The organism is Bradyrhizobium sp. 164, assembly GCF_023073715.1.
Lineage (GTDB): Bacteria > Pseudomonadota > Alphaproteobacteria > Rhizobiales > Xanthobacteraceae > Bradyrhizobium.
Genome location: NZ_JADPKA010000066.1, coordinates 38719 through 63097 on the forward strand (window position 1 = coordinate 38719; position 24379 = coordinate 63097).

Here is a 24379-nt window from a genome sequence, read left to right on the forward strand (position 1 = left end):
AGTTCCTTTTCCATAATCTGGTCAAATGACCAAATTTAGTCAAGCGACCAATTTTGGGCACAGATGCTGACATTTTGGGCGCCGATGCCTGTTGGGTTTGACAGCGTCGGGCACATCATCGACATTCGGCGCATGAAAAACATGACGGCCAAAAGCGAACTTACGCGTGCTCAGATTATCCAAGGAGCGCTGCAAGCTCTGGAGAAAACAGGTGTTCTCGCGACGACAACCAGGAAGATTGCGGCGGAAGCGAACGTCAAACTTGCCACTCTGCACTATCACTTCGAGAGCAAAAGCGCGCTCCTGGTCGCCGTACTAGAGGTGCTCATTGAAGAGATCGCAGAACGGCTGCGGGAGGACAGGGCCGGCACCGACCCCTCCTTGGACGAGCGGATAGAGATACTCATTCGCGGCACTTGGCGTTCGATCACGCAGTCACGCGCGCGACAAATTGTTCAATATGAGCTGACACTCTATGCCTTGCGAGAGGGCGCCCAATGGTTGGCCGATCAACAATACGAGGCATATCTGCGCCTCTACCGAGATCAGCTCGCAAGCAAGTCTGGAAAGCCGCAGCTGTCGCCTAGGGGATATACGACTCTTGCGCGCTTCATCTTGGCTGGGATCGATGGGCTCATTCTACAGGAGTTGGTCAAACCGAGCCGCACTCGTTCGAATATGGCAATCGAGGCACTCATCTTCGGTACAAAACAGCTCTCGCGCGAGCTTTTGTCGCCTGGAGGTACTCGTGCAACCCTGCTCCGATAACGTGACAGATGAATCGATTTTAAGCGCAACCAAGGCAGTTGCCGTTGACTTCATTGACGAAGTCATAAGAACAATAACCCGAGCTCCGATCGGAGCGATGACGTCAGGATCGGTCCGCAGTCCGCAGGTTGCGCGGCATGCATGGTCGCAGCGGCCTGTCGGAACGCAATAGTTGGGCACGAGATGAACGTCTTCCACATCTCCGCCTCGTCTTCAGGACCTTTATCGATGCGAAACATTGAGCGCGACGAGAAAGCGTGAGACCATATTGTACGCAGCGATGGTCGCCACGACTTCCACAATCCCGCCGTCATCGAACGTTTCCCGGAGCCTCCCAGTCGATGTCGCCAGGCCAGCCGAACCACCATCTTGGCGCGACAGCCGGGCATACGCGTCAGGCCCGCAACGACCCATTTGCCGTCCTCGATCTCCTGATAACCGGATTCGAACGGCAGATAGCCAGGCTTTAACATGTCGTTGGCATCTTCAAATCGCATGGTTATCCTTCTCTCTTCAAATTGTTCGTTGCTTAGCCCGAAACGTCAGAAGCCGACCTGGTCGCCGCCTTTCAGAGCGAGCATCTCGCGCGCCTCGGCCGGTGTTGCGATCGAATGGCCCAGTTCTTCCAGGATGCGGCGCATCTTTCCGACCTGCTCGGCGTTGCTCGTCGCCAGCTTGCCGCGGCTGATGAACAGTGAGTCCTCAAGGCCGACGCGGACATTGCCGCCCATCATCGCGGCCTGCGTCGCGAATGGAATCTGCGAGCGGCCGGCTGCAAGCACCGACCAGTGATAGTCGTCGCCGAAAAGCCGGTCGGCGGTTTCCTTCATGAACACCAAGTTGCGCATGTCGGCACCGATACCGCCGAGAATACCGAAGATGGTCTGGACGAAGAACGGCGGCTTGACGAGCTTCCGGTCCAGGAAATGAGCGAGATTATAGAGATGACCGACGTCGTAGCACTCGTGCTCGAAGCGGGTGCCGTGCTCCTCGCCGAGCATCTTCAGGATACGTTCGATGTCGCGGAAGGTATTGCGGAAGATGAAATCGTCGGTGCTGCGCAGATAGGATTTGGCTCCTTCGACATGTCGCACTACCGTCCTAGCGAACGGCCAAACAGCGTCAGGATCGTGCACCCAAAGAATGGAGAGGAAGCCTGGTGGCCACTGTTAGACGAAACGGGCGCCCCTCTCTTTCCTGAACTTATGGACGAGCTCGACGAGATGAAAAAGACTTCGCTCCCGGGGCTGGTATTCCGGCGTGACCATGCCCATCGTCGGTCGGTAACCCGATTCCATGGATTACGCCACGCAAGGACCTGCGCTATCTGCGCAGCGTGGTGAAAAAGATCATCGCAGCGGCCGACCTTCGCCAGGAACTTTCCTTTACTTCCTTCCGGCACGGAGGCTTCACCGAAGGTGCCGATAGCGATCTCACGGACGCAGAGTTGCGTGCCGCAGGCCGTCATAGATCAAGCCGCCAACTGCCAACCTACGCCAAGCGCACCGGCAAACAGTTGATCACAGCCACAAAGAAGCGCCGCGAGCAGCGCAGAAGAGCGCTCCTTGTTGGACTAAACGCCGATCACTCCTCGGAATAAAGCTGCTTTGAAGGACCACAGCATCCAACCGTGCCCTGACATGATCGCCTATTTTCCGGTCCAAGATGGCAATCGCTTCTCGCTGAACGCCTTCAATCCCTCCTTGGCGTCCTCGGTCATCGCGAGCAGCGCGATCTGGCTTTCGGTGTAGGCGATGCTCTCGTCGAAAGACATCGACGCGATGGCGCGCATGGCGTATTTGCCGCGGCGGATCGCGGTCGGCGATTTGTCGACGATGCGGCCGATCAGCCAGTCGACCTTGGCGTCGAGTTCGGCCGTAGGCACGACGTGATTGAGGAGGCCCGCGGCCTGCGCCGCCTTGACATCGAACGGCTCACCCGTGAGCGCCCATTCGTTGACAAGCCGCGGCGGCGCGATCCTCTGCAGCAGGCTCAGGACCTGCATCGGGAACACGCCGACCTTCACCTCCGGCAGGCCGAAGATGACGTGATCGGCTGCAACCGCCATGTCGGTCATGCACAAAAGGCCCATGCCGCCGGCCATGCAGACGCCGCCAACCCGCGCAATCGCAGGCTTGGTGGCGTTCTGTGACAAACGTAGCAGATCGGCATAGTCGACATTTGGTTTGGAATGATCCATCGCGAAAGCCGCGCCGGAATTCTGCAGGTCGGCGCCCGCGCAGAACGCCTTGTCGCCCGCGCCCGTCAGCACAATGACGCGGACGTCCTTGTCGTCATGCGCGTCGCGATAGCCTTTGCTGATGCCGGCGATGACATCGCCGTTCAGCGCGTTGCGCTTCTCCGGCCGGTTGATGGTGATCCAGAGCGCCTGCCCGCGCTTCTCGGTAATGACGGCTGTGGTGTCGCTCATGGCACGCTCGCTTCCTTGGCCCGGTTTTGCTGTCATTTGCGGCAGCTCGGGCGCGAGGTGCAAGCGCAATCTGCGGCGAGGCGGAGCTTTAGCGCCTCGACACAAATTTAGAGAGCAATCGAAGCGACAGTGTGCTTCAGCCCGCGGCCGCCTTCCTGATCCAGACCTTGTTGTCGTGGAATGCCGCCCCGCCAATCGGCGCGATGGTGTCCGCGCCCGTCAGCATGTTGATGCCGCGGCCTCCGATATGGCCCTTGTTCGGGTGAACGGATTCGGCGATCAGAACGCCGCGCCGCACGCCCTCGAACAGCGTTGCGACCAGCGTGCTCTCACCACGGCCGTTGCCGAGCGTCACCGCATCGCCGCCGGCGATGCCGAGCGCGGCCGCATCCAGCGGATGGATCATCACGCTCGCCCTGCCCTCGCGCGCCTGCGAGGACGGCGTCTCGTTGAAAGTAGTGTTGAGGAAGCTGCGCGAGGGGCTGGTCGCGAGGCGGAATGGATGGGCCTGATCACTGTGCTCGATCACCGCCCAATGATCCGGCAGCGCCGGCATCTTGTCGAAATCGCCCATGGTCTGACCGAAGGGCGGATGCGCCCAATCAGCCTTGAAATGGAACTTTCCGTCGGCATGGGCGAAGCCATCGAGATAATGCGAGGTGCGGAAATCGGGTTGCAGGTCGCGCCAGATATCGGCTTCGAGGCCGGCGATGTCGCCGTGATTGCTGAGCCTCAAGGTCGCGTCGATCAGTTCGCGGGGGGTCATGTCGAAACCCGGATGCTTCGCACCAAGCCGCGGCGCCAGCCCCTGCAACACCTCGTGATTGGAGCGGCATTCGCCGGGCGGGTCGATCAGCTTGGGCCCGACCGAGATGTGCTGATGGCCACCGCCGTAATAGAGATCGTCATGCTCCATGAACATGGTCGCCGGCAGCACGATGTCGGCCATCTCGGCGGTCTCGGTCATGAACTGCTCGTGCACCGCGACGAAAAGATCCTCGCGCGCAAAGCCCTGCCGTACCAGCGCCTGCTCCGGCGCCACCGTCATCGGGTTGGTGTTCTGAATCAGCATCGCCTTGACAGGACCCTTGCCCTGCAGGGCTTCGGCATCGCCGGTGAGGATGCGGCCGATCTGCGACTGGTCGAGCGCACGCGTAGTCTTGTCGATCGCGTCGTGGCCTTCGATGATCGATTCGTTGAAATGCCAGAGCGCGTAATTGTTGAAGAAGGCGCCGCCGCCTTCATATTGCCAGGCGCCGGTCACGGCGGGAATGCAGAGCGCCGCATGCATCTGCGTCGCGCCGTTGCGCGAGCGGGTGAAGCCGTAACCGAGACGCAGGAAGGTCCGCTTGGTCTCGCCGACCGCTTTGGCAAAGGCCTCGATCTCGGCCACCGGCACGCCTGAGATGGCCGAGGCCCATTCGGGTGTGCGCGTCTTCAGATGCGCCTCGAGCTCACGAGGGCAATCGGTATATTTGTCCATGTAGGCGCGGTCGGCATAGCCGTCGCGGAACAGGACATGCATCACGCCGCAGGCAAACGCGCCGTCGGTGCCGGGCCGCAGGAGGATCTTGATGTCGGCCTGCTTCATGGTCTCGTTGTCGTAGATGTCGACCGCAGCGATTCTGGCGCCGCGCTCCTTGCGCGCGCGCGAGGCGTGCGTCATCACGTTGACCTGGGTGTTGACGGGATTTGTGCCCCAGATCACGACGAGGTCTGACAGCGCCATCTCGCGCGGATCAACGCCGGCGATCTTGCCGGTGCCGATCGCGAACCCGATGCGCGCGACATTGGCGCAGATTGTCTGATAGAAGCGCGAATATTTCTTCACATGGGTGAGGCGATTGAGACCGTCGCGCATCACGAGGCCCATGGTGCCGGCGTAGTAATAGGGCCAGATCGATTCCGCGCCGAACTCGCGCTCGGCTTGATTGAAGCGATCGGCAATCTCATCCAGCGCCTCGTCCCAGGAGATCCGCGCAAACTGCCCAGAACCCTTCGGCCCAATGCGGCGCATCGGAAACGTCACCCGCTCGGGGTGATGAATGCGCTCGGCGTAGCGGGCGACCTTGGCGCAGACGACGCCGGCCGTATAGGTTTGCTGCTTCGAACCGCGGACGCGGCCGATGCTGCGGCCCTCGACCACCTCGACATCGAGGGCACAGGCCGAGGGACAATCATGCGGGCAGGTCGAATGGCGGATTTCGATCTTGGCGTGCTGGTTCATGTTCCAGTTCGTAACACCAAAATACCCGTCAGCCGAGGGCATTTATCCGGCAATGCCCATGCGATTTGCTCAGATCACGTGCGCTTCCGGTTCCTGCCGCGACTGCGAAGAGCGGCGCGGCCACACCGATACGGTCGCAATATTCCCGGCACGAGCGGCTTTGTGAGCCGTCGACAGTCCACATCCCCTGCCGCTACAGTGTCGGCCAACAAGAACGACATCAGGGAGGTGGGCATGAAAGCCCGAAGATCCATGCTGGCTCTGGCAGCCGGCGTGCTCGCCGCGTTCTCCGCGGCCTCCTCCTTGGCACAGGATTATCCCACCCGCTCGGTCCGCATCATCGTGCCCTTTGGCGCCGGCGGGCCTGCGGACGTCGCGGCCCGGCTGATCGGCAACGTGCTCCAGGAAAGCCTTGGCCAACCCTTCGTGATCGAGAACCGCACCGGCGCGGGCGGCGTCATCGGCACGGTCGAAGCGGCAAAGGCGGCCGCCGACGGCTACACGCTGTTGATGATGTCCAATACCCAGACCGCGAACGAATCCCTGCTGACGCCGGACAAGCGCAAATACGAGCTGATGCGCGATCTCGCGCCGATCGCGCCGGTGAACTCTTCCGATCTCGTCATCGTGGTGAATCCGCAAGTCGCAGCAAGGACGTTGCAGGAATTTATCGCGCTCGCCAGGGCGCAGCCAGGCAAACTGAACTACGCCTCCTCCGGCCAGGGCACGCCCTATCACATGGCCGGCGAGCTGTTCAAAGTCATGGCCGGCGTCGATATCGTCCATGTGCCTTATCGCAACAGTGGCGAGGCGCGCAGCGGCGTGATCGGCGGACAAGTGCAGATGATGATCGACGCCGTGCCGGCAATGGCGCCGAACATCGGTGAGAACCAAGTCCGCGCGCTCGCCACCACCGGCAAACAGCGCTCGGCCGTGCTGGCGAACGTGCCGACCGCGATCGAGGCCGGGGTGCCTGGCTACGAGGCGACGATCTGGCTCGGCCTGATGGCGCCGGCGGGGACGCCGAAGCCTGTCATCGACAAGCTCAATGCGGCCGTCAACGCAATGGTAAAGCGGCCCGACATCATCAGGCTCTGGACAGAACAAGGTGCCGTGCCCATGTCGATGACGTCGGAACAATTCGAAAAATTCCTGCGCGGCGACATCGAGAAATGGGCCGACATCGTCAAGAAGTTCGACAAGTCGTGAGGCCTTAGCGCGAGAATGCCTACCATTCAATTCCAGCTCAACGGCGCAGCGATGGCCGTGGATGTCGATCCTGACCAGATCCTGCTCGACGTGCTGCGCAGCCGGCTCGGTGTCAACAGTGCGCATTTCGGCTGCGGCGCCGGTGAGTGCGGCGCCTGTTACGTCATGGTCGACGGCCGCGCGATGGCTTCATGCGACATGCCGATCTGGTCGGTCGCGGGCAAGGACGTCGTCACGGTGGAAGGCCTTGGCACCGCGGAGAAGCCCCACCCGCTGCAACGCGCCTTCATCTGCGGACAGGCGATGCAATGCGGCTATTGCGTATCGGGGATTCTGATCAGCGCTGCGGCGCTGCTGAAGCGCAATCCGTCACCGACGGACGCCGAGGTTAAAGCCGCGCTGGACTGCAATCTGTGCCGCTGCGGATCGCACAACCGCATGGTCCGCGCCGTGCTGCGGGCAGCATCGGAGATGGCGACGTCATGAATGTGTCGTCTCCTGCCCCGAAGCTGTCGGCCAGCCTCGCAGCCAATCCAAGACTATCGTCCTGGGTGCGGTTCACCGCCGATGGCCGGGTAGCGATCTCGCCCGGCAAAGTGGAAATCGGCCAGGGCATTGTCACGGCGCTGGCGCAAATTGCGGCGGACGAGCTCGATCTCGATATCATCAGGATCGAGATGATCCGCGCCTCGACGGCAATGAGCCCGAACGAAGGCGTCACCTCGGGCAGCCTGTCGATCCAGCAATCCGGCCGCGCACTGCGCCACGCCTGCGCCGAGGTGCGCCAGCGCTTCCTCACTGCTGCATCGGAGCGCTTCGGCGTCGATGCGGCGCTGCTGCGTATCGATGACGGCACGATCTCGGGACCGGGCAATGTCAGCACCAGCTATTGGGAGCTGGCTGGCGAGGTCTCGCTGGACCACGACGTCACCGCGGGCGCGACAGCGAAAAGCGCCACCGAGCGTCTCGTCGCCGGACATTCCGTCCAGCGCCTCGACATTCCCGACAAGGTGTTCGCGCGGCCGCGCTTCATCCACGACTGGGCACTGCCGGGCCTGCTGCACGGACGCGTGCTGCGGCCGGAGGTTTCAGGGGCCAGATTGACTGCGCTCAATGAGGAGGCTGCGCGCGCTGTCCCCGCTCTCGTCACGATCGTTCGCGACGGCGGCTTTGCCGGCGTGGTTGCTGACAGCGAGGCAGCGGCGGAAGCCGCTCTGAAAGCCTTACGCAAGGGCGCGACTTGGTCGGCCGGCGATGCGCTGCCCGATGAAGATGATTTGACGGGCTTCCTAAGAAGCCAGCCGGTCGAGACCACCATCATCGAGATCAGGACCGCAGCGGCGACGAACAAGCCGGCCCAAACCCTGCGCCGCCAATACACCCGCCCCTACATCGCACACGGCTCGATCGCGCCGTCCTGCGCCATGGCGCAATGGGATGGCGATCGCGTCCATGTCTGGACCCACAGCCAGGGCGTCTATCTGCTGCGCGCCGATCTCGCGATCGTGCTGAAGCTGCCGGCCGGGAACATCGTCGTCGAGCACATGGAGGGCGCCGGCTGCTACGGACACAACGCGGCCGACGACGTCGCGCTCGACGCCGTGCTGCTGGCAAAGGCTGCCGTCGGCCATCCGGTGCGGGTGCAATGGTCGCGCCATGACGAGATGTCCCATGCGCCGTTCGGTGCGGCCATGGCTATCGAGATCGAGGCCGATGTCGACGCCGACAACGAGATCGTCGGCTGGCGTCACACCATCTGGAGCAACGGCCACGCGGCGCGGCCGGGGCGCGCGGCGCAGCCGGCGCTGCTTGCCGCGACTGAGATCGCAAACCCGTACCCGCGCATGATCTCGTCCAACCCGCCGGTCGCCAATGGCGGCGGCGCTGATCGCAACTCCGTTCCACTCTATGACCTCCCGGCCTGGACGATCACGAGCCACCGATTGCTGACGATGCCGGTACGCACCTCGGCGCTGCGGACCCTCGGCGCACAAGGCAATGTGTTCGCCATCGAATCCCTGCTCGACGAGATCGCCGCCCTGCGCGGCGAGGACCCGATCGCATTCCGTTTGCGCCATCTGCGCGACGAGCGCGCCAAGGACGTCATCCGCGCCGCTGCGCAACGCGCGGCGTGGAAACCGCAGAAGCGAACCGGCATCGGTCACGGCGTCGGCTTTGCGCGCTATAAGAACATGGGAGCCTACTGCGCCGCGATTGCCGAAATCGAAGGCACCGACGACATCCGCGTGAAGCGGCTGACGCTTGCCGTCGACGTTGGCGAAGCCATCAATCCGGACGGCGTCATCAACCAGATCGAGGGCGGCGCGATCCAGGCAACGAGCTGGGTGCTGAAGGAGCGTGTCCGCTTCGAGCGGGCGCGAATTACATCGACGTCCTGGACCGACTATCCGATCCTGAGATTCAGCGAAGTGCCGGCAGTGGATGTCGAGCTCATCCAGCGGCCGGAGACCGAGCCAGTTGGCGCCGGTGAGGCCGCGCACGGCCCGGTGACGGCCGCGATCGCCAATGCGGTCTACGACTGCCTCGGCGTGCGTGTGCGCGACCTGCCAATCACGCGCGACAGGATCATTGCAGCTGCGGAGCTTGCATCGTGACGACAGTGAACATTTTGAGCGGCGGCGCAGCGCAAGGGCTGGTGCGCGGCCTCACCGACGCCTTTAAGGCGCAGACCGGCTTCGGCATTGACGGCGAATTTGGCGCGGTCGGTATCATGGCCGACAAGTTGCGCGCGGGAAAACCTGCGGACCTCGTGATCCTGACGCAAGCCCTTCTTGCAAAGCTCACCGGGGAAAAGCTTGTCACGGCCTCCTCGATCGCTGATATCGGCCAAGTCGAGACTGCACTGGCGGTCCGCAACCGAGATCCCGGGGTGACGGTGAGGACCGAATCCGATCTGCGTCAAGTCTTACGCAGCGCCGATGCGATCTACGTCCCCGATACCAAGGCTTCGACGGCGGGACAGCATGTCGCCAAGGTGCTGGATCAGCTCGGCATTGCCTATGAGGTCGCGTCACGCCTCATGATCTTTCCGAACGGAGCGACTGCGATGCGGGAGCTCGCGGCGTCCACCGCGCAAAGGCCGATCGGCTGCACGCAAGCGACCGAGATCATCGCAACCGACGGCATCGCGCTATCGGGATCGCTGCCGCCGGGCTGCGAGCTCGTGACGATGTACACGGCCGGCGCGACAGCGCGGGCCGCGTATCCAAAGGAGGCGGCCGCGCTGATCGCCCTGCTGACTGGCGAAGAGCAGAAGGAGCTGCGCCGACGCGTGGGCTTTACCGGCTAGATGCAGATGGCCGCCTATTTGTGTAGCTGGGTAAGGCCTGTCGGTGGGCCGTCCACGGCCGTCCAGCCGCCGTCGATGAACATCGTGCTGCCGCTGACATAACTCGCGGCGTCCGAGGCGAGATAGGCCACCGCGGTGGCGACCTCGTCGGCGCTGCTCCAGCGGTTGAACACGGTGTGGCCGGCGTAGAGATTGTAGATGTCAGGCCGCTGCTTGAACGGGCCGGTCAACGCGGTCTCGGCGATGCTCGGCGCGATCGCATTGACGCGCACGCCGGCATGCCCGACCTCGGAGGCAAAGCCCTTCACCAGAAGGCCGATCGCCGCCTTGGTCGAGCCATAGACGCCGAGGCCCGGCTCGATCGTGACTGCGCGCACCGAGGAGCAGGCGATGATGCTGCCGCCCTTCTGCTCGACCATGATGCGGCCAAAGGCCTGGAAGAACCAGACCGTGCCTTTGACGTTGAGGTTCAGGACGCGATCGAGATCCTCCTCGGTATAGTTAAGGATGGTCTTGCGGATATTGAGCCCGGGCGTCGTCACGGCGATGTCGAGCCGCGGAAACTTCTGCATCACGGTTTTGGCCAGCGCCTTGACGTCCGCGGCGCTTGCGGCGTCGCAGCTAGCTGCTTCCGCCCAGCCGCCCTTGTCGCGAATGCCGGCGGCGGTCGCTTCCGCCGCATCAAACGCGCGATCGGCGCAAACGACGCGGGCACCGAGCCCGGCCAGCGCCTCGGCCGACGACTTGCCGATGCCGGATGCGGCGCCGAGAACGACTGCGGTCTTGCCGGTGAGATCGAAAAGCTTGCGATAGTCCGTCACTGATAGCTTCTCCCTGATGCTGCTATCCCTTGTAGCCCATCAGCAGGCGGGGCAGCCACAGCGAGAACGCAGGGACGTAGGTCACGAACATCAGTGCTGCGATCAGGGCGGCATAGAACGGCAGGATGGTGCGCATCACCGCGCCGACCGAGATGCCGCCGATGGCGCAGCCCACGAACTGCGTCGTTCCGACCGGTGGCGTGTTCAGCCCCAGCGCGCAATTGATCAGCATCAGCATGCCGAACTGCACCGGATCCATGCCCGCCTTCATCGCGATCGGCAGGAAGATCGGGGTGCAGATCAGGATGGTCGCGGCCATGTCCATGAACGTGCCGAGCACGAACAGGATGACGTTGATGAGCAGGAAGATGACCCAGGGTTGGGTCGAGACCTTGCTCATCATCGCGCCGGCGAGATCGGCGACTTCATATAGCCCCATCAGATACTGGAACATGGTGGAGACGCCGATCAGCAACAGCACCACGCCGGTCGTCTTCACCGCCTTGGCGGCGGCACGCAGGAAGTTGCCCCAGGTCATGGTGCGGTAGATGAAGAACGTCAGCAGGATCGTGTAGGTGACCGCGACGGCTGCCGATTCAGTGGCCGTGAAGACGCCGGATAAGATGCCCGCCAGGATGATGCCGACGATCAGAAGGCCAGGCAGCGCGGCGGCGAGCGAGCGGAAGACCTCGGCCCAGCCCGGAAACTTGCCGGCCGGATAGCCGCGCTTCACCGCGACTGCGTAGGCGGCAACCAGCATGCACACCATCAGCACGAGCGCCGGCAGCAGGCCGGCGGCGATCAGCGCGCCGATCGAGACCTTGCCGCCGGCGGCGAGGGCATAGATGATCATGTTGTGGCTGGTCGGCATCAAGGCTCCGACCAGCGAGGCATGGGTGGTGACGTTGACGGCGTAGCCGGTGTCGAAACCCTCCTTCTTCATCATCGGGATCATCACCGCGCCCATCGCCGACACGTCGGCCACTGGCGAGCCGGAGACGCCGCCGAACAGCGTGCAGGCGACAACGTTGGACATGCCGAGCCCGCCGCGAATGTGCCCGACGAGATTCTTGGCGAGCTGCACGATCTTGTCGGCGACGCCGCCATGCAGCATCAGCTCACCGCTGAAGACGAAGAACGGAATGGCGAGGAACGAGAAGATGTTCATCCCCGACATCATCTGCTGGAAGATGACGGCAACCGGCAGACCTTCGTACAAGATGGTGCAGATCGCCGAGAGGCCAATCGCGAAGGCGACGGGGACGCCGAGGATCAGGAAGCCGAAGAACGTGGCGCCGAGGATGATCAGTTCCATGAGGGGACGACCTCTTCGCCGCGCAGGAGAGCAACGATGTGCTCGATTGAAAAGGAGACGATCAGGACACCGGAGGCGATCAGCGGCACGTAACGGATCACCTCGGGCAGGCCGAGATTGGGGATCTTCACCGTTCCAACCGACGCCCCCAGGATCCAGCCGTTATAGGCCATCGCAATGCCGAACACGGCCACCAGGACGTGGATCACGAGCTCGATCTTTTCCCGGATGTAATCCGGAAGCATCACAAGCAGACTGTCCATGCCGATGTGTCCGGCATCGCGCACACCGACGGCGGCGCCGATCAACGTGACATACAGGATCAGAACCAGCGCGAGGTTCTCCGTCCAGGTCGGGCTCGAATTGAGCACGTAACGCCCGAACACCTGGTAGAACACGATGATGACGATGCCGAGCAGGCCGGTCACGGACAGATACATGCCCGCGCGCGCGACGGGAGCATTGATCCGCGACAGCAAGCCGGTAGACGGGCGTCCGGCGACCGCCACGTGCTCGTGGCTTGCGACGTGTGGATCTGTCATCCCGTGCCTCCCCGCGAGGGTCCGGCATCGCACGCTAGGCGACTCCGGACCCGACACCGCTGTGCTTACTTCGTGTCCTGGATGCGCTTGACGAGGCGCTGGAGCTTCTCGTCACCGGCGAACTTCGTATACACCGGCTTCATCGCATCGACGAATTCCGCCTTGTTGGCGATGGTCACGACCTGAACGCCGGCCGCCTCGACCGTCTTGCGGGAGGCCTGCTCGCGCTCGTCCCAGAGCTTGCGCATGACAGGCACCGATTCCTTGGCCGCCTTGCGGACCATCGCCTGATCTTCCTTGCTCAGCGTGTCCCAGACCTTCTTCGACATCACGAGAACTTCCGGCGCCAGCGAGTGCTCGGTGACATTGTAGAACTTGGCGGCCTCGAAATGGCGCGAGGACTCATAGGACGGCCAGTTGTTCTCGGCAGCGTCCACGAGGCCGGTCTTGAGAGCGGTATAGACCTCGCCGTAGGGCATCGGCGTCGGGTTGGCCCCGAGGCTCTGGATCATGCCGACCCACAGATCGGATTGCTGGACGCGGATCTTCAGGCCCTTGAGGTCGGCGAGCGACTTGACCGGTGCCTTGACGGTGTAGATGGACCGGGCCCCGCTATCGTAATAGGCAAGTCCGACCAGTCCCGCCGGCTCCATCGCCGCCAGGATCTCATCGCCGATGGGACCGTCAAGGACGGTGCGCATGTGCTGCGTGTCGCGGAAGACGAAAGGCAGGCACAACGCGATGGTTTCCGGCACGAAATTGTTCAGCGGCGATGCGTTGATCCGCATCATGTCGAGAGCGCCGATCTTGAGCTGCTCGATGGTATCCTTCTCGGAGCCCAGGGCTCCGTTGGGAAACACCTTCACGCCGAGCTTGCCGCCGCTCGCCGCCGCGAGCTGCTTGCCCATGAACTTGACGGCCTCGACGGTCGGATAATCGACGGGGTGGATGTCGGCGGAGCGGAAATCGCGTGCGGTCGCCAGGGGCGCTGAGACCGCTAAGGCAACGGCTGTGATGATACCGGTGAGCGTCTTCATCTGGGCTTTCCTCCTGGTCGATTGAGTTGATTATGTCGTTGTCGGCCGGCTGCGGGCCGCCTTGGGTCGCTCCACTTCAGGTGTGAAGTCAAGCGCCAATGTCGTCCGTAGGGCGGGCGGCATTCTGAGTCCAAGCCAAATCCAGCATTGATCAATGCAAGACTTGCATCGATCAATTTCTGGCGCAATTCGCATTATGGTGGGCACGGTGGGCTGGCTCGACGTCGCCGGCACGTGACTTGACGCCGCCTACCGAGCCCCCTCAACATGTTCGAAACAGCGGACCATATCGAGGAAAATGCCCATGCCGCGGAAGCTGATCGTGCCGCTCCGAAACGACGTGACTGCCGATCCGCCAGGCAACCATCCGACGATCCAGTACATCGATCACCAACAAGGGCTGCCGCGCATGCTGCAGTTCTTCGATGGCCTCAAGGCGGAAGACCTTCCGGATGGCCAGGGCTGGGCCGTCGAGCAGGTCGCGCTGTCGACCCATAACGGGACGCATCTCGATGCGCCCTGGCACTTCCATCCGACCATGAACCGCGGCGAACGGTCGTGGACGATCGACGAAGTGCCGCTGGAATGGTGCTTTCAACCCGGCGTGAAGCTCGACTTCCGGCATCTGCCCGATGGCTATGCGGCGAGCGCCGACGATGTCGAGAAGGAGCTGAAACGGATCGGACACACGCTGTCGCCGCTGGAGATCGTGGTCGTCAACACCAGCGCCGGCGCGAAATTCGGCCAAGCCGATTACGTCAATTCCGGCTGCGGCATGGGCTATGAGGCCACGATGTACCTGCTCGAACGCGGCGTCCGCCTGACCGGCACCGATGGCTGGAGCTGGGACGCGCCGTTCGTCTACACCGCGAAGAAATATGCCGAAACAAGGGATGCCGGCCTGATCTGGGAAGGCCACAAGGCAGGGCGGCACATCGGCTATTGCCATCTCGAGAAGCTGCACAACCTCGATCAATTGCCCTCGACCGGCTTCACGGTCTCATGCTTCCCGGTCAAGATCGAACGCGCCTCCGCCGGTTGGACCCGCGCGGTCGCCATCCTCGACGATCAGGTCTGAGATATCACTCGCCGGAGAGGCCGCTCTCCGCGAGTTCGCGCAGCGCATCGATATCCAGCACGACGATGGCGCCGTGCTCGAGACGAACCCAATTACGGCCGGCCCAGGCGCGCAATTGCTTGTTGATGCTCTCGCGCGTCATGCCCACCATCTCGCTGATCTCCTGCTGGGTGATCGCGAGTGTGCCGCTGCCGGAGTCGAACTTGCGCTCCTCGGTGAGACCGATCAGCGCGCTGGCAAGCCGGCCCGGCAGGTTCTGCAGGATCACCTGCTCGACCTGCTGGCTGGTCCAGCGCAGGCGCGCGCAGAGCAGCTCGATGAATTTCATCGCCAGCGCCGGCTGGCTCTTCACGAATGGCAGGAAATCCCGGCGATCGATGATGTAGAGCTCGCAATTGGTGTTCGCGGTCGCATCGGCCGACCTCGGCGCGCCGTCGAGCACCGCGATCTCGCCGAAGATCTCTCCGGGACCGATCAGATTGAGAATGGCATTCCGCCCATCCGGCGACGAAGAGGAGATCTTCACCGTTCCCGAAATCACCGCGAACAGATTGTTGCCGGGATCGCCCTTGGCGGCGATCGTCGCACCGCGCTTCACGGTTGTGTGCTTGGCATAGCGGCAGAGCTGATCGAGCGCCTCCGGCTCCAGATCCGCGAAGATCGGGTGCTTGCGCAGAACCGATAGCTTGTTGCCCGCTGACTGTCGGGGGTCGCCGGTCTTGTCCTGAGGCACGCCACGGGGCTCCTAAGACTGCGAGGCATCGAGGTTCCTGCGTAGTCAACGTTATCAGGCTTTTCAACCGGAAAGCATGGGCGCGGTTTTAGGCAAATGCCGCGAAAATGCCCCGGCTAGGCGAAAGGGCAGCAACCGAAGGATGCGTCCATGCATTTAGATCGCTGCAAAATTGCAGGCAGTGCAAGTCGCGATTGCGTTGAGGCGCTGCCGAACGCCCGATACCGGTCGGGCATCGGTTGGCCAACGGGTCTGTCACATCTCGGGCTGAAGCCCCTCCTAGCGGGTAAGCTCAGAGCTTCAGCCTGACTTCGCAGATATCAGGTTCGGTCGGATCCGGCTTGACCGCGAAGCCGAGCTGGCGGCACATCTCGAGCATCACGATGTTCTCTTGGAGCACGTCGCCCGATATGGTCTTGAGCCCTTCCGACTTCGCGTAGTCGATGATCAGCTGCATCAGGGCCCATCCTAATCCCCTGCCCTTGAGGTCGGACCGCAGCAGGATGGCATATTCGCCGCTTTCGTAGATCGAGTCCGAGTGGAGCCGGACGACGCCGACCATCTCACCGGTCTCCTCGGCGAATGCGATGAAGGCCATCGCACGCGCATAGTCGAGCTGCGTCAGGCGCGCGATGAACTCGTGGGTGAACTCCTTCATCGGCGCGAAGAAGCGCAGGCGGAGGTCGTGCGGCGTGACGTGACGCAGGAATTCGTGGATGGTCGGCTCGTCCTCGGGGCGCAAGGGCCGCACGAAGATACGCCAGCCGTCCTTCAGTACCAGGCGGCGCTCCCATTGCGATGGATAGGCCCGAACGGCGAAATTGGCCGGGCCGGAGCCGGCGAACTTCCGCTGCGGCGGCGCCACGGCGACGCGAGCATCGACCGCAGTGACACCGGTTTCGTCCGCGAGTAGCGGGTTGATGTCGAATTCGCGGATTTCGGGAATGTCAGCGGCCATCTGCGCCAGCTTGACCAGCACCATGGCGACGGCATCCGGCTTCACTGCCGGTACGTCTCGGTAGGCGCGAAGCAGCCGCGACACGCGCGTGCGATCGATCAGGTCGCGGGCGAGTTGCAGGTCCAGCGGCGGAAGCGCAAGCGCCTTGTCGTTGATGATCTCCACAGCCGTCCCGCCCCGGCCGAAGACGACGACGGTGCCGAAGGTGGGGTCATCGGCAAGACCGAGGATCAGCTCGCGCGCCTTCGCCTTGACCACCATCGCTTGCACGATGACGCCGCCGATGCGGGCTTCGGGACGCAGTTTTCTGGCCCGGTCGAGAATATCGGTGGCAGCCGCGCGCACCGCATCCGGCGTGGTCAGATTGAGAACGACGCCGCCGACATCCGATTTGTGGACGATGTCACGCGACATGATTTTCAGCACGACAGTCAGGCCTTGCGCGAACATGTCGCTCGCATAGGCCACCGCCTGCTCGACATTGGTCGCAGCATAGGTCGGCACCATCGCGATGTCGTAGGTTTCGAGCAGGTGCTTGATCTCGACCGGCTCGAGCCATTTGCGGCCGTCGGCGATCGCAGCAGTGACGATCCGCTTCGCGGCCGGCGCGTCCGGCACGAACGTATCGGGCATCGCCGGCGGAACCTGGCTCAGCTCCTCCACCACCTCGCGGTGCCGGACCAGATGCATGAAGCCGCGCACGGCATCGTCCTCGGTCGGGTAGTTCGGAATGCCCCCGCCGGAGAGCGTCCGAATGATGTCTTGATCGGCTCCGACCCAGGCGGCAAGGACGGGCTTTGCCCACTGGCGGTGCTGCTCGCGGTATTTTCCGACGAGCTCCGTCACGGTCGTGGCGATGTCGGCCGCTGAGGCGATCGCCGTCTGCACGTTGAGGACGAGCACGGCATCATTGTCGGGATCGGCGAGCAGCACCTCCAGCGCCGCCGCGTAGCGCGAGGCGTCGGCGTCGCCCACGATGTCGACGGGATTTGCACCGGACCAGGTCGGCGGCAGCACGTCATCGAGCTTCTTGCGAGCGTCCGCCGAGATCGACGCCGGGATTCCGCCAAGCTCGACCAATCGATCGATGGCAAGCACGCCGATGCCACCGCCATTGGTCAGGATAGCAAGGCGCTTGCCCGTCGGGGATTCAACGCGGCCGAGCGTCTCGGCGCAATCGAACAGCTCGCGCAGATCGGAGACCCGCAGCACGCCCGCGCGGCGGAACGCCGCGTCATAGACGGCGTCGGCGCCGGCGAGCGCGCCGGTATGCGTGGCCGCGGCCTTCGCCCCCTGCGCCATCCGGCCGGACTTCACCAGGACGACCGGTTTCACGCGCGCGGCGGCGCGCGCCGCCGACATGAACTTGCGAGCGTCCTTGATAGCTTCGATATAGAGCAGGATTGCGCGGGTCTTGTGATCCATCGCGAAATAGTCCAGCAAATCGGCAAGGTCGACATCGATCTGATCGCCGATCGAGACAATGCCGGAGAAACCCACGCCACGCTGCGCCGCCCAATCGACCATGCCGGCCGCGATCGCCCCCGATTGCGAGATCAGCGCGAGACTTCCCGCGCCTGGCATGTGTGCTGCGAAGCTGGCATTGAGGCTCACTCCAGGCATCATGATGCCGAGACAATTTGGACCAATCAGCCGCATGCCGTATTTGCGGGCAGCAGTGATAGCAGCCTCGTGGAGGGATCCCGGTCCGTGGCCGAGCCCGGCCGAGACGATCAGCGCGCCCGCCGACCCGCGGCGTCCGGCCTGGTCGATGATGCCGGGAACTTCCCGCGCCGGCGCAGTAATGATCACGAGCTCGGGGACGAAGTCCAACCTGTCCAGATTCTTCACCGCGGCTATGCCGCCGATCTCGGCGTGACGTGGATTGACCAGGCCGAATTCCCCTTTGAATTCTGCGCAGCGGATGTTCTCCAGGACGGCGCGTCCCACGGAGACTGGGCGGGGACTCGCGCCGACCAGCGCGAGGGAACGCGGCGACAGCAGATTCTTGAGGCGGTAGGTCGACATGAAAGCAAATGCGCCCGGTCGCTGGCGGTTCCGATGGTGGAAGATCGGGCCGCAAACTGTTCAGCTTAGTGCGAGATCATAACCCAGCAGGGTGGCTGGCCAATGACGGCCTTTATCACACCGCCCCTAACGATCTCGTTCAGACGCGAATGATGACAGATCGCTTTTCCTTGACCGCCAGAGTAGTCCGGCTTTCGTCGCGACGCTTGATCTCCGTCAAGCGCGGTACCGGCAGCTTGGAGGGATGTTGACCAAAGTCAAGGACTGGCCACCATCTCGTTCCAGAGGGTAACCTGATTGCGGCCGGACTGCCGTCCGACGCATCTGGATGTGCCAGCAGGAATGACAGACGAGTCCGCGACCCAGGACCGGATCTTTGCGGCTCTCACCAATTCCGCCACGCATCCGGGTGTGAGGCGGATCGATACGCACGCAGCTTCGGTGTTTCTCGACGGCGACCGCGCGCTGAAGATCAAGCGGGCCGTGCAGTTTCCGTTCCTCGACTATTCGACTCTCGACAAGCGCAAGGCGGCCTGCGAGGAGGAGATCAGGATCAACCGGCCGCTGGCGCCGCAGATCTATCATCGCGTCGTGGCGATCACGCAGGACCCGGATGGGTCGGTGCAGATCGGCGGCCCCGGCCGGCCGATCGAGTATGCGGTCGACATGTCGCGCTTCGACGAAAGCCAAACGCTGGATCATCTGGCCAAGGCCGGCCCGCTGGACAACGATCTAGCCTCGGCCGCCGCCGACGCGATCGTGGCTTCGCATGCGGCGGCAGGCCACTCCGATGGCAGGGCGTGGATTTCCTCCATCCCTGGTCTGATCGATGGCAACAGCAATGGCCTGGGAAAAGATAATCGTTTTGACGCCGAAGAAATCGCGCAGCTCGGCAGAGCCTCGCACGCGATGTTCCTGCGCCTCCGCACCTTGCTTGAAGCGCGCAGCCACCGCGGCTTCGTGCGGCGTTGCCACGGCGACCTGCATCTTGCGAACATCGTCTTGATCGGCGAACAGCCGGTCCTGTTCGACGCCATCGAGTTCGATGCGCAGATGGCAACAGTCGACGTGCTCTACGATCTCGCATTCACGCTGATGGACCTGTTGCACCATGATCAAGCACGCGCGGCCAACGTTGTCTTGAACCGATATCTCGCTGCGACGCCAAACGACAATCTCGACGCGCTCTCCGTCTTGCCGCTGTTCATGTCGATCCGGGCGGCGATCCGCGCTCAGGTGGCGCTGGCACGGCTGAAGCTGCCGCGTTCTGATGATGCCGGCATCCTTGACGATGCACGGCGCTATTTCGGCCTCGCCCGGGCGGTGATCCACCCCCCAGCTCCGCGGCTGATTGCCGTCGGGGGACTGTCCGGCACCGGAAAGACGGTTATGGCGCGCGCGCTCGCACCGGTCGTCGCGCCACAGCCGGGGGCGATCGTGCTGCGCAGCGACATCGTCCGCAAGCAGATGTTCGGAGTCAAGGACACGCAGCGACTGCCACCATTCGCATACACGCCAGAGGTCACGGCCCGCGTCTACGACACCTTGGCTCAGTACGCCCGGCGCGTGCTGGCGCAAGGCCATTCGGCGATCATCGACGGCGTATTCGCCGCCGAGGGCGAACGAGACGCGATCGCCGCACTGGCGCGCGAGCGCAACGTGCCGCTGAACGGTTTTTTCCTCGTCGCCGACCTCGCGACCCGGCAGGCGCGCATCGGAAGCCGCCGGGGAGATGCATCCGACGCCACGCAAGAGGTTGCCGCGCAGCAAGAGCGCTATAATATCGGTCATGTCGGTTGGGCAACCATCGATGCATCCGGTACACAGGAGCAAACGCTCCAGAGCTGCCGGGACGCAATCGCTGAGGGCAAATAAAGGCAATCTGATTGACGCGGGCAAGGATGGCGCGACCCAGCACGACCTCGACGGCCGCCCGCGCAATGCCGGCAACACGGCGCAATGCCCTGCCCGGCCGCCTCAGCTCCGGCATGGCCTGCGACACGGCGTTTCGGATCATCGCACGCCGTCACCTTGATGCCGTCCTCGCCCAGCACGACGGCACCTGCCGCGGCGATCCTGATGCCCTGCACCAGATCCGGATCGCGCTGACACATCTGCGCACCGCCATCCGCTTCTTCTCGCCGATGCTCGACGACGCGCTGCGGCCGACTGTCTGGGCCGAGCTGAAATGGCTCAACAGGCAGCTCGGCATGGTGCGTGACCTCGACGTGGCGATCGAGCGGGTCGTCGCCGAAAGTGGCGACGAGCTCGCCGTGATCGCCGAGCTCCAGCACTGGGACGAGAAGCGCGCCGAGAGCCACCGCCTGCTGGCGCGCGCGCTGCAATCCGCACGCTATCGCCGCCTGGTCGAGCAGACCTCGGCCTGGATCGAGAGCGGCCCGTGGTCGACGCGGCGCAGCAAGGAAGCCATCAGATTGCGTCGCTGCTCGCTCGCCGACCATGCGACAGCGCGATTGACCGAGTGGGAGACGACGCTGCTCAAGAAAGCGCGAAAGCTGGGCAAGCTCGACGTCGAGAAGCGGCACAAGCTGCGGCTGCTCAATAAGCGGATGACCTATTCGGTCGAATCGCTGGCGGATCTGTTCACCGACGGGGCGGCGACGAAGCAGAAGTCCATCCTCAAGCAATTGCGCAAGGCGCAAAGATCTCTCGGGCAACTGAATGATGATGCGCGAGGGCAAACGCTGGCGGCGTCGCTGAATGATGTCGGCTTCGAGGCCGGCACTCGCTTCCTCGACCGCAAACGGGAAAAGAAGCTGTTGCGAACCGCCGCGGCGGCCTACCGCAAACTGGACAGAGCCAAGCCCTTCCGCTCCTCCGACCTCGCGCCGAACGCAGAGCCTGAGAATTAGGTGTGACGCAGTCGGTCATCTCGGTTACCCCCAAGATCAGCATCGTCGAGACCGCGAACATCATGCTGAAGCGGCATGTCAGCGGCCTTATGGTCGTCGTCGATACCGGCAAGCTGGTCGGCGTCGTCTCGGAAGGAGATTTTCATCCGTCGTAGCGAAATCAGCACCGGACGCAGGCGCGGGCGCCGCCGGACGGCCGAGCTCAGCGAGGAACGACGGCGGTGGCCTCAATTTCGACGCGCGCCGCCTTCTCGACGAGACGGACCACCTGAACCAGGGCCATCGCAGGATAGTGCGCTCCGAAGACGTCGCGGTAGGCCCTGCCCAACTCCTTCAGATTGGCCAGGTATTCGTCCATATCGACGACATACCAGGTCAGGCGCACGAGGTGCTCGGGCCGTGCTCCGGCTTCGGCCAGGATCGCAGCGATGTTGCTCAGGGTCTGGCGCACCTGCGCGACGAAGCCGTCCGCGAGACGCTCTTCGGCATCCCAGCCGATCACCCCGCCGGTGACGACGATGCGTCCCTCGGCAGCCATGCCGTTGGCATACCCCTTCGGCATTGGCCAGCCAGACGGCTGAAGGATCTGCGCCCGGGAACGGATTTCCTGCTCGGCTGCTGTCGGCAGCACCGCGAGCTGCGGGCCTTTTGGCGTCGTCACGGACAATTCTCTATCCTTCTCTCATTCCGCAGCGACGCCGGAGGACGTCGCTGCAGCCTGCGCCAGCTGACGCAGGGCAAAGCGCTTCAACTTGCCGGTCTCGGTTTTTGGCAGTTGCGCAACGAATTCGATCGCGCGCGGATACTTATATGGCGCGATCTCGCGTTTGACATGCTCCTGCAATTCGGTCACGAGCTGCGCGTCCGGCGTCACGCCCGGCGCGACGACGACATAGGCTTTCACGATCATGCCGCGCGCCTCGTCCGGCGCGCCGACCACCCCGCATTCGGCGACCGCCGGATGCGTGAGCAGCGCCGCCTCGACATCGGTTCCTGCGATGTTGTAGCCCGCCGACACGATCATGTCGTCGGAGCGCGACTGGTACCAGAAATAACCGTCGCCATCCATCACATAGGTATCGCCGGTGATGTTCCAGCCATTCTGGACGTATTTCCGTTGTCGCTCATCGGCAAGATAGCGACAGCCGGTCGGGCCACGCACGGCGAGACGACCCATCGTCCCCGGCGGCACGTCACGGCCTTCATCGTCGACGATCTTGGCCTCATAGCCCGGCACCGGCTTGCCGGTCGCGCCTGGGCGAATCTCGTCCTCGGTCGCGCTGATGAAGATGTGCAGCAATTCCGTCGAACCGATGCCGTCCATCAGCTTGATGCCGGTGGCCTTCAGCCAGGCTTCGAATGTTGGCTTGGGCAGCGTCTCGCCCGCGGAGACGCATTTGCGAAGCGAGGAGATGTCACGGCCCGCGAGCTTGCCGAGCATGGCCCGATATGCGGTCGGCGCAGTGAAGCAGACCGTGATCTTGTACTGCTCGATCGCATTCAGAATGTCGTCCGGCGTCGTCTTCTCCAGCACCACGAAGGAGGCGCCAATATGCATCGGAAACAACACGCCGCCGAAGCCGAAGGTGAAGGCGAGCGGTGCCGAGCCGACGAAGCGATCCTTCTGCTCGGCGCGCAAGATGTTGCGCGCATAGCCGTCGCAGACCGCGAGCATGTCCCGGTGGAAATGCATGGTGCCCTTGGGATCGCCTGTCGTGCCCGAGGTGAAGGCGATCAGGCAGACGTCGTCGGACGAGGTATCGACAGCCCTGAACTCGGGGCTCGCATCCGCGATCAGCGCTTCGAGCGAATCGGCCGCGCCATTGCCCCAATAGACCACGTGCTTGAGGCCGGGCGCCGCGGCCTTCGCCTTCTCCATCTCCTCGGAGAGCTTTCCGTCACATAGCGCGAGCCCGATCTCCGCCTTCTGGATCGGATATGACAGCTCCTTGGCCCGCAAGAGCGGCATGGTCGCCACGACGACGCCGCCGGCCTTGATGACCGCGAGATAGGTCGCGACCATCATCGGATTGTTGGCCGAGCGCAGCAGCACGCGTCCGCCGGTCACGAGACCCAGCTTGCCGACCAGCACATTGGCGATGCGGTTCACGAGCGCTTGCAGCTCGCGATAGGTGTAGCTGACCGCAGGACTGATGACGCAAGGCGCATCGCCGTGGCCTTGCTCGACCCAGCGATCGAGGAAATAGCTGACGCAGTTCAATCGCGCGGGATAGCGCAGCTCCGGTCGCGTGAAGATGAATTCGGGCCAGAGCTCGCGCGGCGGCAGATGTTGCCGCGCGAACGTATCGACATGGGCCGTCGCAGCATTGCCGTCACACGAACCCGACACTTGAACCTTGGCAGCGTTGGCCATCGCACGCTCCTTTCAGCATGGATTGCACCCGGCAGCACGATCTGGAAAACATTTTAGGCTTAAAACAATTTGGTGCAATAGCGGATTTTGCGCATTCCTTGCTTTTTCCTGCGGCAAATAGGGTCTGCGTCCCGTCCCGCCGCCTACTTACGGCCGGCTGCGCGCGGCCGATTTCTGCGCCGACGCCTTGGTCTTGGCCAGGAGCCGCATCAATTCCCGCACATCCTTCGGCGTCAGATCGGCGAAGAGGTCGGCGATCCAGGCTTCGTGTTCCGCAGCCATCCTGCGAAACTCGGCGCGCCCGAGTTTTGTGAGGCGGATCACTTGGACGCGGCGGTCCGTCTCCGAGGTACGCCGATCGAGGTGACCGGACTCAACCAGACGCTCGACAAGGCCGGTGACGTTGCCGTTCGACACCATCATGCGCTTGGAGACGTCGGACAGCGTCATGCCGTCCGGCGCCTTGTCGAGCTGCGCCATAAGGTCAAACCGAGGCAGCGTGACGTCGAACCGCTGCCGCAACCGGCCGCGGACTTCCCCTTCGATCAGGGTCGTGCAGGTCAAGAGCCGCAGCCACAGCCGAAGCTCTTCGGCATGGTCCTCCGGCGTTTCCACGGCCTTGGTTTCGGAATCGAGCATGTTGATGCAGTCACTCACGGCCGGCATTGGCGCCGG

General features: G+C 63.3%; 21 protein-coding genes and 3 pseudogenes. 10 read left to right on the top strand and 14 right to left on the bottom strand.

Annotation, left to right across the window (positions count from 1 at the left end):
* Positions 1 to 63: 63 nt before the first annotated feature.
* The gene (locus IVB01_RS20270; protein ID WP_247494811.1) at positions 64 to 768 is read left to right on the top strand and encodes a TetR/AcrR family transcriptional regulator; all 705 of its coding nucleotides are present in this window, start codon (positions 64 to 66) and stop codon (positions 766 to 768) included.
* Positions 769 to 830: 62 nt separating this feature from the next.
* On the opposite strand, the gene IVB01_RS20275 is transcribed toward IVB01_RS20270, so the two are convergent.
* A complete protein-coding gene (locus tag IVB01_RS20275; protein ID WP_247494812.1) occupies positions 831 to 1265 on the bottom strand; it encodes a hypothetical protein in 435 nt (144 codons plus the stop codon).
* 45 nt (positions 1266 to 1310) lie between these two features.
* Positions 1311 to 1841 (bottom strand): annotated as a pseudogene (locus IVB01_RS20280) (3-keto-5-aminohexanoate cleavage protein); the annotation flags it as partial.
* Positions 1842 to 2107: 266 nt separating this feature from the next.
* On the opposite strand from IVB01_RS20280, the gene IVB01_RS20285 reads away from it, so the two are divergent.
* A complete protein-coding gene (locus IVB01_RS20285; RefSeq protein ID WP_247494813.1) occupies positions 2108 to 2368 on the top strand; it encodes a hypothetical protein in 261 nt (86 codons plus the stop codon).
* Positions 2369 to 2416: 48 nt separating this feature from the next.
* Here the strand turns inward: IVB01_RS20285 and IVB01_RS20290 are convergent, their stop codons facing one another.
* Together IVB01_RS20290 and IVB01_RS20295 are read right to left on the bottom strand one after the other, a co-directional pair.
* Positions 2417 to 3199, bottom strand: coding sequence for an enoyl-CoA hydratase/isomerase family protein (locus tag IVB01_RS20290; protein ID WP_247494814.1), 783 nt, complete (start codon positions 3197 to 3199; stop codon positions 2417 to 2419).
* Positions 3200 to 3335: 136 nt separating this feature from the next.
* Positions 3336 to 5426, bottom strand: a complete 2091-nt coding sequence (locus tag IVB01_RS20295) for a molybdopterin oxidoreductase family protein (protein ID WP_247494815.1) — start codon at positions 5424 to 5426, stop codon at positions 3336 to 3338.
* Between the two features lie 234 nt (positions 5427 to 5660).
* On the opposite strand from IVB01_RS20295, the gene IVB01_RS20300 reads away from it, so the two are divergent.
* From IVB01_RS20300 to IVB01_RS20315, 4 genes are read left to right on the top strand one after another with little or no spacing between them, the layout of a single operon-like run.
* Positions 5661 to 6635: a tripartite tricarboxylate transporter substrate binding protein gene (locus tag IVB01_RS20300; protein ID WP_247280622.1), complete on the top strand. Its 975-nt coding sequence runs from the start codon at positions 5661 to 5663 to the stop codon at positions 6633 to 6635.
* Between the two features lie 15 nt (positions 6636 to 6650).
* Entirely contained in the window at positions 6651 to 7121 is a 471-nt protein-coding gene (locus IVB01_RS20305; RefSeq protein ID WP_247280621.1) for a (2Fe-2S)-binding protein, read from the top strand.
* Positions 7118 to 9250 carry a molybdopterin cofactor-binding domain-containing protein gene (locus IVB01_RS20310; RefSeq protein WP_247494816.1) on the top strand — a complete coding sequence of 711 codons (2133 nt, stop codon included), beginning with the start codon at positions 7118 to 7120 and terminating at the stop codon, positions 9248 to 9250. Before IVB01_RS20305 ends, IVB01_RS20310 begins: the two co-directional genes overlap by 4 nt.
* Entirely contained in the window at positions 9247 to 9945 is a 699-nt protein-coding gene (locus tag IVB01_RS20315; RefSeq protein WP_247494817.1) for a substrate-binding domain-containing protein, read from the top strand. The genes IVB01_RS20310 and IVB01_RS20315 overlap by 4 nt, the downstream gene beginning before the upstream one ends.
* A gap of 14 nt (positions 9946 to 9959) precedes the next feature.
* Here the strand turns inward: IVB01_RS20315 and IVB01_RS20320 are convergent, their stop codons facing one another.
* From IVB01_RS20320 to IVB01_RS20335, 4 genes are all read right to left on the bottom strand, one after another.
* Positions 9960 to 10766, bottom strand: a complete 807-nt coding sequence (locus IVB01_RS20320) for an SDR family oxidoreductase (protein WP_247494818.1) — start codon at positions 10764 to 10766, stop codon at positions 9960 to 9962.
* A 22-nt stretch (positions 10767 to 10788) separates the two neighbouring features.
* The gene (locus IVB01_RS20325) at positions 10789 to 12081 is read right to left on the bottom strand and encodes a TRAP transporter large permease (protein ID WP_247494819.1); all 1293 of its coding nucleotides are present in this window, start codon (positions 12079 to 12081) and stop codon (positions 10789 to 10791) included.
* Entirely contained in the window at positions 12072 to 12623 is a 552-nt protein-coding gene (locus tag IVB01_RS20330; protein ID WP_247494820.1) for a TRAP transporter small permease, read from the bottom strand. Before IVB01_RS20330 ends, IVB01_RS20325 begins: the two co-directional genes overlap by 10 nt.
* 65 nt (positions 12624 to 12688) lie before the next feature.
* Entirely contained in the window at positions 12689 to 13660 is a 972-nt protein-coding gene (locus IVB01_RS20335) for a TRAP transporter substrate-binding protein (protein WP_247494821.1), read from the bottom strand.
* A gap of 304 nt (positions 13661 to 13964) precedes the next feature.
* On the opposite strand from IVB01_RS20335, the gene IVB01_RS20340 reads away from it, so the two are divergent.
* Positions 13965 to 14738: a cyclase family protein gene (locus IVB01_RS20340; protein WP_247494822.1), complete on the top strand. Its 774-nt coding sequence runs from the start codon at positions 13965 to 13967 to the stop codon at positions 14736 to 14738.
* Between the two features lie 4 nt (positions 14739 to 14742).
* Here the strand turns inward: IVB01_RS20340 and IVB01_RS20345 are convergent, their stop codons facing one another.
* The 3 genes and pseudogenes from IVB01_RS20345 to IVB01_RS20355 all read right to left on the bottom strand — a co-directional run.
* A complete protein-coding gene (locus IVB01_RS20345; protein WP_247280613.1) occupies positions 14743 to 15471 on the bottom strand; it encodes a Crp/Fnr family transcriptional regulator in 729 nt (242 codons plus the stop codon).
* Positions 15472 to 15763: 292 nt separating this feature from the next.
* Positions 15764 to 18457 carry a bifunctional acetate--CoA ligase family protein/GNAT family N-acetyltransferase gene (locus IVB01_RS20350; RefSeq protein ID WP_247280612.1) on the bottom strand — a complete coding sequence of 898 codons (2694 nt, stop codon included), beginning with the start codon at positions 18455 to 18457 and terminating at the stop codon, positions 15764 to 15766.
* 65 nt (positions 18458 to 18522) lie between these two features.
* A pseudogene (locus IVB01_RS20355) lies at positions 18523 to 18612 on the bottom strand (universal stress protein); the annotation flags it as partial.
* Positions 18613 to 18799: 187 nt separating this feature from the next.
* On the opposite strand from IVB01_RS20355, the gene IVB01_RS20360 reads away from it, so the two are divergent.
* From IVB01_RS20360 to IVB01_RS35730, 3 genes and pseudogenes are all read left to right on the top strand, one after another.
* Complete coding sequence (locus IVB01_RS20360; RefSeq protein ID WP_247280636.1) at positions 18800 to 20332, top strand: bifunctional aminoglycoside phosphotransferase/ATP-binding protein; 1533 nt, start codon at positions 18800 to 18802, stop codon at positions 20330 to 20332.
* Positions 20333 to 20358: 26 nt separating this feature from the next.
* A complete protein-coding gene (locus IVB01_RS20365) occupies positions 20359 to 21330 on the top strand; it encodes a CHAD domain-containing protein (RefSeq protein ID WP_247494823.1) in 972 nt (323 codons plus the stop codon).
* Positions 21331 to 21332: 2 nt separating this feature from the next.
* Positions 21333 to 21513 (top strand): annotated as a pseudogene (locus tag IVB01_RS35730) (CBS domain-containing protein); the annotation flags it as partial.
* A 19-nt stretch (positions 21514 to 21532) separates the two neighbouring features.
* Here IVB01_RS35730 and IVB01_RS20375 read toward each other — a convergent pair.
* From IVB01_RS20375 to IVB01_RS20385, 3 genes are all read right to left on the bottom strand, one after another.
* Positions 21533 to 21997, bottom strand: coding sequence for a RidA family protein (locus IVB01_RS20375; RefSeq protein WP_247280610.1), 465 nt, complete (start codon positions 21995 to 21997; stop codon positions 21533 to 21535).
* Between the two features lie 15 nt (positions 21998 to 22012).
* Positions 22013 to 23704: a benzoate-CoA ligase family protein gene (locus IVB01_RS20380; RefSeq protein ID WP_247280609.1), complete on the bottom strand. Its 1692-nt coding sequence runs from the start codon at positions 23702 to 23704 to the stop codon at positions 22013 to 22015.
* 147 nt (positions 23705 to 23851) lie between these two features.
* The gene (locus IVB01_RS20385) at positions 23852 to 24370 is read right to left on the bottom strand and encodes a MarR family transcriptional regulator (protein WP_247280608.1); all 519 of its coding nucleotides are present in this window, start codon (positions 24368 to 24370) and stop codon (positions 23852 to 23854) included.
* Positions 24371 to 24379: the final 9 nt, after the last annotated feature.

Bases quoted from the DNA above. Each gene is read 5' to 3' on its own strand.
- IVB01_RS20380 (WP_247280609.1), bottom strand. From the start codon at position 23,704: ATGGCCAACGCTGCCAAGGTTCAAGTGTCGGGTTCGTGTGACGGCAAT.
- IVB01_RS20330 (WP_247494820.1), bottom strand. From the start codon at position 12,623: ATGACAGATCCACACGTCGCAAGCCACGAGCACGTGGCGGTCGCCGGA.
- IVB01_RS20350 (WP_247280612.1), bottom strand. From the start codon at position 18,457: ATGTCGACCTACCGCCTCAAGAATCTGCTGTCGCCGCGTTCCCTCGCG.
- IVB01_RS20290 (WP_247494814.1), bottom strand. From the start codon at position 3,199: ATGAGCGACACCACAGCCGTCATTACCGAGAAGCGCGGGCAGGCGCTC.
- IVB01_RS20360 (WP_247280636.1), top strand. From the start codon at position 18,800: ATGACAGACGAGTCCGCGACCCAGGACCGGATCTTTGCGGCTCTCACC.
- IVB01_RS20385 (WP_247280608.1), bottom strand. From the start codon at position 24,370: ATGCCGGCCGTGAGTGACTGCATCAACATGCTCGATTCCGAAACCAAG.
- IVB01_RS20365 (WP_247494823.1), top strand. From the start codon at position 20,359: ATGGCGCGACCCAGCACGACCTCGACGGCCGCCCGCGCAATGCCGGCA.
- IVB01_RS20305 (WP_247280621.1), top strand. From the start codon at position 6,651: ATGCCTACCATTCAATTCCAGCTCAACGGCGCAGCGATGGCCGTGGAT.
- IVB01_RS20335 (WP_247494821.1), bottom strand. From the start codon at position 13,660: ATGAAGACGCTCACCGGTATCATCACAGCCGTTGCCTTAGCGGTCTCA.
- IVB01_RS20270 (WP_247494811.1), top strand. From the start codon at position 64: ATGCTGACATTTTGGGCGCCGATGCCTGTTGGGTTTGACAGCGTCGGG.
- IVB01_RS20310 (WP_247494816.1), top strand. From the start codon at position 7,118: ATGAATGTGTCGTCTCCTGCCCCGAAGCTGTCGGCCAGCCTCGCAGCC.
- IVB01_RS20300 (WP_247280622.1), top strand. From the start codon at position 5,661: ATGAAAGCCCGAAGATCCATGCTGGCTCTGGCAGCCGGCGTGCTCGCC.
- IVB01_RS20275 (WP_247494812.1), bottom strand. From the start codon at position 1,265: ATGCGATTTGAAGATGCCAACGACATGTTAAAGCCTGGCTATCTGCCG.
- IVB01_RS20295 (WP_247494815.1), bottom strand. From the start codon at position 5,426: ATGAACCAGCACGCCAAGATCGAAATCCGCCATTCGACCTGCCCGCAT.
- IVB01_RS20325 (WP_247494819.1), bottom strand. From the start codon at position 12,081: ATGGAACTGATCATCCTCGGCGCCACGTTCTTCGGCTTCCTGATCCTC.
- IVB01_RS20340 (WP_247494822.1), top strand. From the start codon at position 13,965: ATGCCGCGGAAGCTGATCGTGCCGCTCCGAAACGACGTGACTGCCGAT.